A 14990-nucleotide genomic window follows, 5' to 3' on the forward strand; every position below is an offset into this window, starting at 1 on the left:
CCGACTGGAATAACAGGAGCAACAGGGATAACAGGACCAACTGGAGAAACGGGAGCAACCGGAATAACGGGACCGACTGGAATAACAGGAGCAACCGGAATAACAGGACCAACTGGACCGACTGGAATAACAGGAGCAACAGGGATAACAGGACCAACTGGAGAAACGGGAGCAACCGGAATAACGGGACCGACCGGAATAACAGGAGCAACCGGAATAACGGGACCGACCGGAATAACAGGAGCAACCGGAGAAACGGGGCCGACCGGAGAAACGGGGTCGACCGGAGAAACGGGGCCGACCGGAGAAACGGGGTCGACCGGAGAAACGGGGCCGACCGGAGCAACAGGAGCAACCGGAGAAACGGGACCGACCGGAGCAACAGGACCAACCGGAGCAACAGGTCCAACTGGGGGTAATGGCCCTATAACAACAACCAATTTGTTATATTACACTTTTGCGGATGGAGAGAAGCTTATATATACAGATGCTGACGGGATACCTCAATATGGTACAACGAATATTTTGTCTCCTATTGAAGTTTCTTACATTAATTTGTTTGTTAACGGAATACTGCAACCACAACCATTATATGAAGTGAGTGCTGGTAAATTAACTTTATTGGATACGCAACCACCATCGCAAGGATCTTCAATTATATTACAATTTATCATTATTAATTAAAAGGACAGATCCTTAATGAAAAGGAATCTGTCCTTTTTGTTTTATATTTAAATAGTTAAAATTAAGTGAAGGTACATTCAATTTCTAGTTGTCATAAATGGTTGACTGATAGGAATTTTAACTTCAATCCTTTTTATAGTGTATGGGAATAAAATATAGAATGAATTTTTCAATATATTTTATATGAGAGTTCTCTATAATACAAACGGCTTCATGTTTAAAAAGAGAACACAATCTTAGTAAAGAAATAATGTATATTTATATAAAAAAATGGCACTGTTAATTGTTTAGTATATTCAAATTAATATGTGTATTTAAACCTAAGAGATAAACGTGGAAAAATAAAATAAACCCGTAAGTTTAGGTATTTAATCTAAGCAGTCAATTATTAAAAACATATAATTAATATGTGAGTCATGAACATAATTAAATAACGTTTTTAAGTTTAATTATATTTCATGTTTCCTATTTTAAGTCAATATATAACATATTTTTTTACAACTTTATGATCCTTATAATAGGAAAAACTCAAATATAAAACAAGTAAGGAGGACATAAATGACAAACAATAATTGTTTTGGTCATAACCACTGCAATAATCCGATTGTTTTCACTCCAGATTGTTGTAATAATCCACAAACAGTTCCAATTACTAGTGAGCAATTAGGTAGATTAATTACTTTACTAAACTCTTTAATAGCGGCTATTGCAGCGTTTTTTGCAAATCCAAGTGATGCAAACAGATTAGCTTTACTCAATTTGTTTACTCAACTATTGAACTTACTAAATGAATTAGCACCTTCTCCAGAAGGGAATTTCTTAAAACAATTAATTCAAAGTATTATTAATTTACTACAATCTCCTAACCCAGATTTAGGTCAATTGCTTTCTTTATTACAACAATTCTATAGTGCTCTTGCACCATTCTTCTTCTCTTTAATTATTGACCCTGCAAGTTTACAACTTTTATTAAACTTATTAACTCAATTAATTGGTGCTACTCCAGGAGGAGGAGCAACAGGCCCAACAGGTCCAACAGGTCCAGGAGGAGGAGCAACAGGTCCAACAGGTCCAACAGGTCCAGGAGGAGGAGCAACAGGTCCAACAGGTCCAACGGGAGACACAGGTCTAGCAGGAGCAACTGGAGCAACAGGTCCAACAGGAGATACTGGAGCAGCAGGCCCAACAGGTCCAACGGGAGACACAGGTCTAGCAGGAGCAACGGGCCCAACAGGTCCAACGGGAGACACAGGTCTAGCAGGAGCAACAGGCCCGACAGGAGCAACAGGTCTAGCAGGAGCAACAGGCCCGACAGGAGCAACAGGTCTAACGGGAGCAACTGGAGCAACAGGTGCAACTGGTGGCGGAGCTATTATTCCGTTTGCTTCAGGTACAACACCAGCGCTGTTAGCTAACGCGGTATTAGCTAATACAGGAACTCTACTTGGATTTGGATTTAGTCAGCCAGGTATAGCTCCAGGGGTTGGAGGAACTCTCACAATACTACCAGGTGTTGTAGGTGATTATGCATTTGTAGCACCACGTGATGGAATTATCACGTCATTAGCAGGTTTCTTTAGTGCAACAGCTGCATTAGCTCCATTAGCACCTGTTCAAATTCAGATGCAAATATTTATCGCACCTGCTGCAAGTAATACGTTTACACCAGTAGCGCCACCTCTATTATTAACACCAGCATTACCAGCAATAGCAATTGGTACTACAGCAACAGGAATCCAAGCATATAATGTTCCAGTAGTTGCTGGGGATAAAATATTAGTATATGTTTCATTAACAGCAGCAAGTCCAATAGCAGCAGTTGCCGGATTTGTAAGTGCAGGTCTTAATATCGTTTAATTTGTTACAATGTTTAGTAGGAAATTAAACAGGGGTTTGTATATAGTCCTTCCTAATAAATTTAGGAAGGACTATATTTTTGGGGGAAATAAGTAATAAATCAATTGAACAATTACTCTTTGTTAAGTTCGTATAAAAAAGTATAATTTACCCTTTCTTATTTAATGAATAAGTTATGTAACTTAAAAAATTTTCATTCAGCAAAAAAGATGAATTCTTTTAAAAGAATTCATCCATAAAATAAACTATTTATTTTTATTACAGTTACATCCTTTTTTCTTTACATAGCCTTGCTCGGCTAAGTCTCTTTGCGATTGGGAATTGGAAGATTGAGAATTGGAAGATTGAGAGGATGCTGAAGAGCTACTATTTTTATTATAAGAGTAGTTTTTTCGATAGTTATAATTACTCATAGTACTATCACCTCCAATTTAATATATAAATATTATATGTATGTACACTATCAATTGTTACTATTTTTAATAGGAAGAGAAGATACAATAAAAAAATCTCCTTGGTATTTTCCTAGGAGATAAATGATGATTCTTTTGAAAATTCACAAATTAATAGCCCCAGTAAAGAGGAAAGTAATAAGAATCTTGGTGATGCGGATTCTGTTGTTGAGCGAGGGGCTGGGTTGGATAATTTTTCGTTTCACGGTTTTGATTGCAGTTTGCCGGAGGACCAATTACAGTAGTTGATTGAATAGGGGAAAGCGCTTGTTTCCATTGTTGTTCATTGAGGCAGTAAGTATGGGCCATCATATGAGCTGGAGTTAATCTTAAAATGTCAGAACCGAAAATAACTTCTGGAGTTGGAGCGTTGAAAATAGCTAATAAATGAGTATTATCTGCTGTAGCAATTTCATAATGCCACCACGCTTGTGGAATGTTGGCAACTTGCCCGGGTTTTATCGGTAAGTTTAATATTTGATTCGTAAATGGATTAAGTAAAGAAACAACAGCAGACCCTGAAATACAATAAACAAGTTCAGCTGCATTTTGATGAATATGTGGTTCTACAACATTTCCTGTACTTAAATAAATATCTAATAAAGAAGTATTTTCTAAAGTGTTTAATTGTTTAATACCAAGTACATTTATATAATTTTGGGCATCTTTCCGAAAAAAATTACTTTTATTTACATCATAAGTAAAATTGGTTGAAGGGGAGGTATAGTCGATGTTGGCAGTCAATTGTATTACCCGCCTTTCTATAGGTAAGTTAGGTTACAAAATTAGGATATGTGTCTAGTCTTTGTTTTGTGCTGTTGTCAGTAGCTTAATAAATTCACTTATTCCATAAAGAATAAAGTATAAAGATTAAACTATATTCGTATTCCCATTCATACTTTGGATTGATGGAAAAAAGTAATGAAAATGTTAATTTAAAAGTACATCAATCATTTATAAGGAGTGAATGTTCATGTCATTTAGTGAAATGATTAGAAATGAAGTACTCAGCTGGGCGGGTGTTTCTGAAAAACCGCATCGATTTGGTGGTATTGAAATAAATTATGGTAAGAAAGAACTTGGCCATCTTCATGGTGATAAATTAGCTGATTTACCATTTCCGAAGTTAAAGCGAGATGAATTAGTGAAGCAAGGATTGGTAAAACCACATCACGTATTACCTGAATCAGGATGGATCAGTTATTATATAAAGAGTGAAGAGGATATTCCATTTGCAATTGAGTTATTTCGTATGCAATATGACCGAATTAAAAAGTAATGAAATATAGTAGGGTAATAAAAATTTATTTTCATGTCACATCCCTCCTTAATCGTTCGTCTTGTATGTAGAACGATAAGGAGGGATTTTATTATGAATACATTTGATGTAGCAATTGTTGGCGGTGGGCTTGCTGGATTAACAGCATCTATATATTTAGCGAAAGCTGGAAAGAAAGTGATTGTATTAGAAAAATCCAGTCAATTCGGTGGCCGAGGGATGACTATAAATAAAAATGGAATCTGCATGAATCTTGGTGCACATGCTTTATATAGAGGCGGGGCAGCGTTTATAACTTTTAATGAGCTCGGTTTGAATCTTCCAGGTGGAATACCATCTACAAAAGCACATGGAATATGGAAAGGGGATATATTCACCATCCCAACAGATTTTCGCTCAATTTTATCAACACCACTACTTTCTTGGTCTGCAAAAGTACAATTCTCACGTCTTATGATTCGTTTAGGAAATTTAGATGTAGGAGAAGTTCCGAAAATGAGTCTAACTACATGGGCAGAAAATGAAATAAAAGATCCAATGGTTCGCAATATATTTTATGCGCTATGCCGGACAACAACATATACGTTTGCTCCTACAATACAATTAGCATCATCTGTACTAAAGCAAATACAGCTTTCTATAAAAGAAGGAGTGCTTTATGTAGATGGTGGTTGGGAGACGATAATAACAAAATTAAGAGATTTAGCGAATGATGTCGGGGTAAAATTTTTGGCTAAAAAGCATGTTTTGGAAATAGAGCATTATGAAGATAAACAAAGAATACATTGTGTTGATGATGAGGTTTTTGAAGTAGGTACAGTCATCGTGACGACTCCGCCGAAAGAGGCTTGTAAAATAATAAAAGGTGCAGAAGGAACAAGTTTGCATAAATGGAGTGAACAATCGGTACCGGTTACTGTTGGTGCATTAGACATTGGCTTGAGACAATTACCCAATCCTACACATCAATTTGTATTAGGATTAGATCAACCTATATTTTTCACAAATCAATCGAGAGCAGCTAAATTAAGTGAAGACGGATCAATTGCAGTGAGTCTAATTAAGTACCATAATCCTGTGCTAGAGATGAATCATATTCATGAAGATAAAGAACAGTTGGAAAGTACGATGGAGTTGTTACACCCAAATTGGAAAAGGGAAGTTGTTGCACAGCAATATTTACCGAAAATAACAGTAGTACATGATTTTCCTCATATTGACCGTGTTGAAAAGCCGGGTCCTAATATACCTGAAATGCCAGGTGTTTATGTTGCAGGAGATTGGGCAGGGCATGATGAAATATTAGCTGATGCTGCCGTAGCAAGCGGGAAACGTGCAGCGTTACACATTTTAAAGCAATATGAAAGTGAGGCAGTTCATCATGGAAACGGAGCAGTTATATGAAGCGTATCAACCATTATTATTTTCGTTATCATACAGAATCCTTGGGAGTGTTATGGATGCTGAGGATATCGTTCAGGATGTATTTATCTCGCTAAATAATATAGAAGATCCACAATCTATAGAAAATATGAAAGCATATTTATGTAAGATGGCGACAAATCGTTCAATTGATAAATTACGATCGGCAGCGCATAAACGTAACGTGTATGTAGGGATGTGGTTACCAGAGCCACTTGTAGAAGATAGTGATGAGCCATCAAAGTCATTTATAATGAAAGAATCCCTTTCCACCGCATATTTATTACTTTTACAACAACTATCTGAGGTAGAAAGGATTGTTTTCATATTAAGAGAGGTTTTCAGTTATGAATACGAAGAAATAGCTTCAATTGTTGATAAGAGTAGTGTGAACTGCAGGAAGATCTTTCAACGTGCACGAAAAAGCATGTTGGAGAAACCGAAGCAATCAAAATTAAGCACGGAGAAAATGGCTTCTTATGTTGAAAAGTTTGTAGCATCATTACAGTGTGGGGATACGGAAGGTATGTTGGAAGTATTAAAAACAGATGCTATACTCAAAGCTGATGGTGGCGGTAAAGTTACGACTGCGATCAATCCAATTTATTCTGCAGATCGAATTATACGTTTGTTCTTTGGGATTGCACAACGATTGACAGAAGAGTACACTGTTGATTTCAAAATGGTAAATGGTATACCAGGAGTTATAGTTACAATAAATAATAAAGTAACATATGTTCTTTCGTTTGCATTTGAGGATGAGAAGATTTCAAATATTTATATGATGGTTAATCCTGAAAAACTTATGCATTTGAATGTAAAAATATAAAAAAGCGCATTTCTTCAGAAATGCGTTTTTTATTATTTTTCTAACATTTCAAGAGGTACATCTTTTTCGCCAGCTACCTCAAATTTAATTTCCCCGTCTTCTTCATAAATACGTGTAATAATCGGTATAGTAATCATTAATTTTTTATGCTGCTTTCGTTTTCGAGCAGCATCTAAGCTAATCACGTTCATTTGTAAGCATCCTTTCTTCTGGAAATATATAAACAAAGAAAATGCGTCCGAAAAGGGCGCTTAATTGAATTTGAAATACCGATTCATTTAAATGGGGTTTATATAATTTAATAACTGCAATTTTTATATGAAATAATATGAATGGAATAATTGCACGTAGAAATTAACTTTACCAAAAAACGAAACAATATGCTATAAAAAATTATAAATCTTTGTCATATAACGGGAAAAAGGATTTCGTTTCGCATATAATAAAAGTAGACGGGCAGCAAGAGCTTTTTCATCATATTGCTTGGAAAGGCGATGAAAAGAATGGATACGTTAGATTCATTATTACTTCAACTTGAACAATATGGAGAAGAGCATGATCGGAATAAAAAAATACGGGAAGAAAAATTACGGAATATTTCTCGTGAGATGGGGCAATTTTTATCAATTTTAGTAAAAGGGTGTAATGCAAAAAACATTTTAGAAATCGGAACTTCTAATGGTTATTCTACATTGTGGTTAGCTAATGCGGTAGAAGAAACAAATGGAAATGTAACAACTGTAGAGCTTTCTTCAGAACGAGTTGGAGAGGCACTTGTCAATTTTGAAAAGGCAAACCTTTTACAAAGGATTGATGTTCACAATCAAGAAGCAGGGGCATTTTTAGATTCCCAATTAGATCATTCATTTGATTTTATTTTCCTAGATTCAGAGCGCACGCAATACATGTGGTGGTTTGAGCATATAAAACGTATGTTACAGCCAAAAGGTTTTCTTGTTGTTGATAATGCAACTTCTCATGCAAGTGAATTAGATGAGTTTATAAAAATGATTGAAGAAGATGATACGTTTGAAACAGTGTTATTAGCGTTTCAAAAGGGAGCATTTGTAGCTCGCAAAAATAAATAGAAGTGAGTGTAATAGAATTATCACATTGAAAACGGGTGAATGTCAAAAGATTGAGTGTAGCACGATTAAAAGAACGTAAATTATTTAGGAAATATATGAAGAATCCGCCTTCAGCATGTAGTTCTCTAGGTCTTAAGTCTGAGGAAAATTATGTTGATTACAGGTATACTTATAGTAAGAAACAGGGAATGACTGCATAAACAGACATTTCTAAAAAAATCGATTTCAAGCAATCAGAATGTGTATGAAATACGATATAATTGATGAAATATAGTGCATATAAATTCGCACATATAAATAAAGGAGCGATTTTGTTGACTGAACTCGAGAAAAAAGAACCTGTATCCATTGTGAAAGATAATAATGTAGAAGTAGTGGTTGATACAGTTATAAAAGATGAAGAACTTGATGAATTAAATAAAGAAGCCGATCTTTATGTACAAAAGTTAAATAGCGAGCAAAATACAGATTTATCGAAAGTATTGTCGCAGCTAGGAGATTTAGGAGATAAAGAGCAACAAGCAGCAGGACAAACGTTATCAGCTTTAAAACGCCCTGTAACAGCGATGATGAATGGAAAGAATGAAGAAATTCCAAATACATTGTTAGAATTACGCAAAGTAGTATCAGAGCTTGATCCGAATTCATTAAAAGCAAGTGGTATGAAGAAAATTATGTTTAAAGTATTTAAGAAAAATCCACTTGAAACATATGTGCATAAATACCAATCTATAGATAAACAAATCGAGGAAATTATTAGATCCCTTCTAATTGGCCGTGATAACTTACAAGAGGATACAGTTGGTCTTGAAATGTTAAAAGAACAATCGCACGATAAAATTCATGCGCTTGATAAACAAGTATACTTAGGGAAAAAGCTTGCTGGCATGCTTGAAGCTGAGAAACAAAACCCAGATCGTCAAAGGGATATTCCGTTAATTAACGATGCGTTAGAAAAGATACTTGTACGTACACGTAATATGCAGCAAGCGAAAAGTGTATTATTACAATCTATAGCTTCTGTAGACATCATTAAGAAAAATAACGAAAAGTTAACAGAGGCAATACGTAATGCAATTACGATGACGCAAAACGTTGTAACAGTTTCAGCTGCTATTCAGCTTGCATTAACGAATCAACGTAAAACAATTGATGCGGTAAATGCAACGAATGAAGCAATTGAATCGATGGTATTAAGTAATTCTCAAGCGTTAAAACAAAATACAGAAGAAACGACGAAATTGCTTGAAAACCCTGCTATTAGCATGGATAAATTACGTGAATCATTCCAAAATGTGTTCGCTGCAATTGAAGCATCTGAAAAATCGTCAGAACGTATTATCGAGTCAAGTAAGAAGTTCGTTATTGAACTAGACACATTTAATGATGAGATGAAGCAGAAACTCATTCAGCGTCCAAGGAAATAACGGATTATTAGAGGAGGTGAACAAATGAGTTTCATTCAAACAGTACTATTACTACTCGGTACATTGCTTTTAATAGCATTTACTGTTGTTGTTTTAGTCGTATATTTCGGACGGAAGCTGTATTTTTCATGGACGAAGCCATATAAAAGAGCGCAAGATTCTTTAGATAAGTTATCAAACAAATCAATACCGTTTCTACAAGAATTTACACAACATCCACTGTTTTATCGCTGGATTCGCACCGAAGGGAAGAAAGAACAAAATACATTAAATACTCTATTTTGTGCATCAGGTCAACGTACGAGAGAACAAGTCTTCTCGATGTTACCGAAAGAAAAGCAGAAAAAAGTGCATGTAATGGCAAAAACTACGAAAAAGCTTACGAATGAAGATATTGATGTGGCTGCGATGAAAGTGAAAGATTTCTTAAGACAAGAAACGCAGCAAACTGTAAAACCGACAGACTTATCATTTTACAAATTGTATTTTTATGACCGTTATCCAGACGCATTAAATACAATTCAAGCGTATAAACGCTCAATAAATCCTTCATTACAAAGAACGGTTGATGATATTACAATTTCGGTATTAAATGCACTTCCGTACTATCAAGAGCAACGCATGTTTGAACAACAACATAAACTTGAAACATTCTTAATGAAAGATTTAACGGCCATGTTATCGTTGGTAGTACAATTACCACCTTCACAAAGACCAGAGAAGGAAGAAGAACTGAAGATCTACTTGGAAAATTTCAAAAAAGAAATGGAAGTAGTAGAGCGAGATATTCGCGACTCGATTGATCACGATTTAAATGTGAAGATGAGGGCAGCGACTGAGAAGTTTAAGAATAAATAGAAGAGATCGCCTAAAAAGTTGAATGTTTCAGCTTTTAGGCGTTTTTTTTTGTAAATTGAGAGCGTTTAATCTTTTGTAAAATAGTATATGCAAACGTAAATAAATGGTAAAATATAGAGTGGTTTTTTGTACTTTGTGTAAATAATTATTATAAAAGGGGTATGGTATTGTGTTATTTGAGTTAGTCATCCTATTTGTAATTTTATTTTTATTTCTGGGCTATCCCATTAGTAAAGCTTGGGATAGTTTCCAATCGAAGAAGGAAAATTCCTCAAGTATACTAAAGTTCGAGCCACAGGAAATATTATCAATATGTTTGAGTTATTTTATATTTGGTTTAGGCATTATGTGGAATGCAAATGATGTAAGAGGAGGAATACCATTACATAAATTTGAAAAGAACGGAATGATGTCTGATCAATATGCTTCTTTAGCACATGACCACATTGCTATAGTAGTTCTCTTAGTTATTTTAGGTGCGGTTTCGTATTGGAGATTAACGAAAGGCTTAACAAAACTTTCACCAATATTTTATATTTTTTATAGTACTTTAATGATAGTAAACATTGTATATACATTCATCTATATTACCCATACAGGCTTTGCCTTTTATACGGAACTCGGAGGATTGAGATACATTCCAGTCTTTTGTATTCAAGTTGGAATGCTTGCCTTTAGTCTATTATTCTTAGCTAAATTAAGAAATACATTAGGTTATTTCATACAATCTCAGAATGAGAAAGATTATACGCAGAGCAACAGAATTATATTATTGCTGTATCGTATTTCTTTTGGACATCAAAAAATGGCTACAGTCTGGATGATAAGTTTATTTCCTGTCTTGTTAATTATTCAATTCATTTTAATACTGTTTGGCCAAAAACCAGATAGTTTTATAAGAGTGTTTATGGAAACAAGTAGTTTTAATTATTCTAAGATTCCTGCCCCAAGTCCTCAAATTGTCTCCGGGGATGGGCATTATTTATGTACAGTTTCTGTGAAAGGCCATAAAAACATCGTTAAGCCATTACGAGCAGGAATTAGGCATGGGGAAAGAATTACAGTTAATCGACAGTTATTAATTGCGAACGCTTTTGAAAATGTAATTGAGGAGCGGGTACCAAAATGTCATAAAGTTATTCGTAATTTTTATGATAAATACGGTTATCCGGTTAGTAAACATATTAATACGAAATGGTCGGCTGATTTTGTTTATATTTTAATGAAGCCACTAGAATGGTTCTTCTTATTTGTACTTTACACAGTAGATAAAAACCCTGAGAATAGAATTCATATTCAATATAGTGAACTACGAAAATAAAAGTAAGAGCCCGCATTCAAAAAAATGGGGGCTCTTACTTTTATTTTGCTTGAATAGTAGATTTACTAGAAGCCACACTTTCATTATGCAATCGATCAACTGCAGTTACGACATAGGTATACGTTTCTCCGGAAATAGCGGTTTTATCTACATAAATTTCTCCAAGTTTTGTTTTTCTTACAGTAGTAAGTAAATTTTTGGGATTTTGTATATCCACTTCATTTTTCCCATTCACGCGGTAAATAGCGTAATAAGCAGAATCATTATCTCTATTGTCAATGATACCGATTGCAATACCTTCATCTCTTGGAATGGCGCCTTTTAAAGTCGGTTGTTTTGGTGGATCATGATCAAGCCAAGGCATAGGCGGGATTAATGCAGGATGTTTATATATGTTTTTTGAAAGTCTATCTTTAACTCCGAGTGGATTGTTATTAATATCTTTTAAGCTAAAATGCATACTACCTTTTATATCAGGATATAGCCGGTTTAATGCAATTTGTTTTGGATATTCTTCTGGATCAGACCAAGCAGGGACGGAGTTATTATTAATTTTATAGGCCGCTTGACCGATGTATAGGTGAAGCGGTTTGTTATTTGTTTCTTTAACCCACCAATCTACTAATATGTCATATGCAGCTGGGGTGAAACCTATATTCCAATATATTTGCGGTGTAATGTAGTCAATATATCCTTTTTGTATCCACTCACGTGTGTCAGCATAAAGGTCATCATAGTTTCTTTGGCCTGCGGTTGTGTTAGAGCCAGTGGGATCGTCAGCTATATTTCGCCATACGCCGAACGGACTAATGCCAAACTTTACATATGATTTTTCTTGTTTTATAGCAGTATTTAAATCTTTTACAAGTTCATTTACATTGTTACGTCGCCAATCTTCTATATTTGTAAATCTACCATTATTATATGTTTCGTACGTTTTCTGATCTGGAAATTCTTCACCGGCTACTTTATATGGGTAAAAATAATCATCCATATGCAGCGCATCAATATCGTAATTTTGTACGATTTCTAAAGCGCCTTCTGTTATAAATTTTTTCACTTCCGGAATACCGGGATTGTAATATAACTTTCCGCCATAAGGGACAACCCAATCGGGATGTTGCCTTGCAGGGTGATTATTTGATAATCGATTTATATCGGTGTGATTCATCGTTATTCGGTATGGGTTAATCCAAGCGTGGAATTCTATATTTCTTTTATGAGTTTCTTCAATCATAAATGCGAGCGGGTCATAACCAGGATCTTTTCCTTGTGTTCCTGTAATGTATTCAGACCAAGGACCGTAATTTGAAGGATAGAAAGCATCAGCGGTTGGTTTAATTTGTACAACAACTGCATTCATACCAGTGCTTTTTACATCGTCTAATAATCTTATAAATTCTTGCTTCTGTTTTTCAATAGGTAAGCCAGTTTTTGAGGGCCAATCAATATTCAGAACTGATGCGATCCATACAGCACGTAATTCATGTTTTTTGTACGTAGTATTTACTTCAGCATAAGTAAAGTGAGGGGGAATGAAAGAGAAAGGGATGAACAAGATAACGATACAACATATCATTAATAAACGTTTAACGATCATTTATACGCCTCCCTATCATATGATTATTTAAAATAATATATGAGGCGAGGTTGACTTTGCAATAGAGAAAATTGCATATTGAAACATTAATTTAATAGGAAAAATATTTTTAATGAAATTTACTTTCATTATAACTAAATTCATTTACTACTTCATATGCTTGTTAGTAAAGTGAAACTTCCTTTCATTTGAAGGGTAATAAATTATAAGTATAGGAGGATTAATAAATGAAAGTTTTGTTCGTCTGTTCTGGAGGAATGTCCAGTGCAATTGTTGTAAACGCTTTAAAAAAAGAAGCGGAGAAAAATGGTGTGAACATGGAAGTGCATGCAATTGGAACGAATGAGGTAGAGGAAGAAGTAAAGAATGGCTGGGATGTCGTAATGGTGGCACCTCAAATAAGACACCGATTTGACTCTGTAAAAAAATTTGCAGAGGAGGAATCTATTCCGTGTGGCATCATACCGCCGCAAGCATACACACCGCTTGGTGGCCCGACTTTATTAAAAACTGTAAATGAATTAATAAGTTAGGGGGAAACGTTATGAATAAGTTTGTCACGTTTCTTGATAAAAACTTATCTGGACCGATGGCAAGGCTTTCTGAGCAGAGACATTTACAAGCAATCCGTGATGGAGTTATTTCGGCGTTACCATTTATTATAGTAGGAAGCTTCTTTTTAATAGTAGCATTTCCACCACTGCCGAAAGATAGTTTCATATCAGTTTGGGCATTAAAGAATCAAACAAGTATATTGATACCATATCGTTTAACCATGTTTATTATGTCTTTATATATCGCATTTGGAATAGGATATAATTTAGCGAAAAGTTATAAATTAGATGCTTTATCAGGAGCACAGCTCGCGGTATGTTCACTACTTTTAACATTAACGCCTGAGTTAATTGATAAAAAAGGATTCATGCTTCCGATGACAAATCTCGGAGGTCATGGATTATTTGTGACGATGATTGTTTCTATTTTATCCGTAGAGATTTTAAGATTTTGTAAGAAGAAAAATGTAATGATTAAAATGCCAGAACAAGTACCGCCATCTGTATCGCGTTCATTTGAAGCACTTATACCTGCAGCATTCGTTATTATTATAATGAGTCTAGTAACTGTCGTTTTTAGCATTGATTTACACCATGTTGTTGATAAATTAGCAGCACCATTAGTAAAAGCTGGGGATAGTTACTTCGGTGTAATGATTCCAGTGTTTTTAATTACGTTTTTTTGGTCATTCGGAATCCATGGTGTGTCGGTTGTTGGAACTGTTGCTAGGCCATTATGGGAAGTATACCTAGGGAAAAATGGTGAAGCAGTTGCTAGTGGAGCAGATCAGTTGCCATTTATTTCACCAGAGCCGTTATATCAATGGTTTATATGGATTGGCGGTTCTGGTGCGACGTTAGGGCTTGTATTAGCTATGATTGTATTTGGTCGATCGAAATATTCGAAAGCATTGTCAAGAACTTGTATTGTTCCGGGTATCTTTAATATTAATGAACCAGTCATATTCGGATTACCGATTGTACTAAATCCAATTTTAATTATCCCATTTATCATTACACCACTTGTAACAGCAACTGTTGCATATTCAGCAACTGCGATGGGATTTGTAACACCAACGCATATTATGCCGCCATGGACACTACCTGCTCCAATTGGTGCATATTTAGCAACAGGAGGAGATTGGCGTGCGATTGTATTAGTTTTTATAAATATAGCAATATCGTTCCTTATTTATTTACCATTCTTTAAAATGTACGACAAAAATATGCTTGAAATTGAAAAAAATGGTGACGAGGAATCTGTTAATCCTTAATCTGCACGCTGTTATTTTGAGTGATAGACTTTTTGTCTATCACTTCTTTCACATTAAAACTAGAAAGGGGGAAATAGAATGAATATAAAATTTAGTTATAAAGGCGTATTTTTATTATTATTTGGAGTGATTTGTGCAAATTTACTTTTTGTCCCTTTATTAGGCATGCTAAATCTATCACAAATGCATAGTATCTGGCTTGTTACAAGTATTGCGGCAAGCGTTTTGCTTACGGTAGTTGTTTCTTTCATTGATGGATCGTTTGCATCGAAAGCTCAGTTGTTTTTTAGATTTATATTGTTTTCGATTGGTTGTACGTTCGTTACTTACATGATTGTTTTTTAG

At 35.0% G+C, this 14990-nt stretch carries 15 protein-coding genes; 12 read left to right on the forward strand and 3 right to left on the reverse strand.

The annotated features are described in order from the left end of the window. Both ACS2QP_RS18910 and ACS2QP_RS18915 read left to right on the forward strand, forming a co-directional pair. Positions 1–684 (forward strand): DUF4183 domain-containing protein (locus ACS2QP_RS18910; RefSeq protein ID WP_438882731.1); only part of this gene is annotated, 684 nt, incomplete at its 5' end. Between the two features lie 558 nt (positions 685–1242). Further along, positions 1243–2541 (forward strand): exosporium glycoprotein BclB-related protein, encoded by a 1299-nt coding sequence (locus ACS2QP_RS18915; RefSeq protein ID WP_061457193.1) that lies wholly within the window; start codon positions 1243–1245, stop codon positions 2539–2541. Between the two features lie 563 nt (positions 2542–3104). On the opposite strand, the gene ACS2QP_RS18920 is transcribed toward ACS2QP_RS18915, so the two are convergent. Continuing rightward, the gene (locus ACS2QP_RS18920) at positions 3105–3737 is read right to left on the reverse strand and encodes a cupin domain-containing protein (RefSeq protein WP_017674054.1); all 633 of its coding nucleotides are present in this window, start codon (positions 3735–3737) and stop codon (positions 3105–3107) included. Positions 3738–3966: 229 nt separating this feature from the next. On the opposite strand from ACS2QP_RS18920, the gene ACS2QP_RS18925 reads away from it, so the two are divergent. The 3 genes from ACS2QP_RS18925 to ACS2QP_RS18935 all read left to right on the forward strand — a co-directional run bounded on the left by ACS2QP_RS18925 (position 3967) and on the right by ACS2QP_RS18935 (position 6523). Beyond that, positions 3967–4272 carry a luciferase domain-containing protein gene (locus tag ACS2QP_RS18925; protein WP_000010317.1) on the forward strand — a complete coding sequence of 102 codons (306 nt, stop codon included), beginning with the start codon at positions 3967–3969 and terminating at the stop codon, positions 4270–4272. Between the two features lie 93 nt (positions 4273–4365). Further along, entirely contained in the window at positions 4366–5676 is a 1311-nt protein-coding gene (locus ACS2QP_RS18930) for a phytoene desaturase family protein (RefSeq protein WP_001091209.1), read from the forward strand. Continuing rightward, positions 5654–6523, forward strand: coding sequence for a sigma-70 family RNA polymerase sigma factor (locus tag ACS2QP_RS18935; RefSeq protein ID WP_017674052.1), 870 nt, complete (start codon positions 5654–5656; stop codon positions 6521–6523). Before ACS2QP_RS18930 ends, ACS2QP_RS18935 begins: the two co-directional genes overlap by 23 nt. A gap of 32 nt (positions 6524–6555) precedes the next feature. Here the strand turns inward: ACS2QP_RS18935 and ACS2QP_RS18940 are convergent, their stop codons facing one another. Next, the gene (locus ACS2QP_RS18940) at positions 6556–6714 is read right to left on the reverse strand and encodes a hypothetical protein (protein WP_001100984.1); all 159 of its coding nucleotides are present in this window, start codon (positions 6712–6714) and stop codon (positions 6556–6558) included. Between the two features lie 303 nt (positions 6715–7017). Here ACS2QP_RS18940 and ACS2QP_RS18945 point away from each other — a divergent pair, with 303 nt between their 5' ends. From ACS2QP_RS18945 to ACS2QP_RS18960, 4 genes are all read left to right on the forward strand, one after another. Then, entirely contained in the window at positions 7018–7611 is a 594-nt protein-coding gene (locus ACS2QP_RS18945) for an O-methyltransferase (RefSeq protein WP_016124554.1), read from the forward strand. Between the two features lie 314 nt (positions 7612–7925). Continuing rightward, complete coding sequence (locus ACS2QP_RS18950) at positions 7926–9038, forward strand: toxic anion resistance protein (protein ID WP_061457196.1); 1113 nt, start codon at positions 7926–7928, stop codon at positions 9036–9038. 24 nt (positions 9039–9062) lie between these two features. After that, positions 9063–9896: a DUF3974 domain-containing protein gene (locus tag ACS2QP_RS18955; protein ID WP_000008377.1), complete on the forward strand. Its 834-nt coding sequence runs from the start codon at positions 9063–9065 to the stop codon at positions 9894–9896. A gap of 169 nt (positions 9897–10065) precedes the next feature. Beyond that, positions 10066–11217 carry a DUF6688 domain-containing protein gene (locus ACS2QP_RS18960; RefSeq protein WP_438882732.1) on the forward strand — a complete coding sequence of 384 codons (1152 nt, stop codon included), beginning with the start codon at positions 10066–10068 and terminating at the stop codon, positions 11215–11217. 40 nt (positions 11218–11257) lie between these two features. Here the strand turns inward: ACS2QP_RS18960 and ACS2QP_RS18965 are convergent, their stop codons facing one another. Beyond that, a complete protein-coding gene (locus ACS2QP_RS18965) occupies positions 11258–12817 on the reverse strand; it encodes a glycoside hydrolase family 10 protein (protein ID WP_326235344.1) in 1560 nt (519 codons plus the stop codon). 227 nt (positions 12818–13044) lie between these two features. Here ACS2QP_RS18965 and ACS2QP_RS18970 point away from each other — a divergent pair, with 227 nt between their 5' ends. From ACS2QP_RS18970 to ACS2QP_RS18980, 3 genes are all read left to right on the forward strand, one after another. Then, positions 13045–13350 (forward strand): PTS sugar transporter subunit IIB, encoded by a 306-nt coding sequence (locus ACS2QP_RS18970; RefSeq protein WP_000865907.1) that lies wholly within the window; start codon positions 13045–13047, stop codon positions 13348–13350. Positions 13351–13361: 11 nt separating this feature from the next. Beyond that, positions 13362–14645 (forward strand): PTS sugar transporter subunit IIC, encoded by a 1284-nt coding sequence (locus ACS2QP_RS18975; RefSeq protein ID WP_001032279.1) that lies wholly within the window; start codon positions 13362–13364, stop codon positions 14643–14645. A 78-nt stretch (positions 14646–14723) separates the two neighbouring features. Beyond that, positions 14724–14990 (forward strand): hypothetical protein, encoded by a 267-nt coding sequence (locus ACS2QP_RS18980; protein WP_001021963.1) that lies wholly within the window; start codon positions 14724–14726, stop codon positions 14988–14990.

The sequence above is a fragment of the Bacillus cereus group sp. Bce019 genome, assembly GCF_051781745.1.
Taxonomy (GTDB): domain Bacteria; phylum Bacillota; class Bacilli; order Bacillales; family Bacillaceae_G; genus Bacillus_A; species Bacillus_A cereus.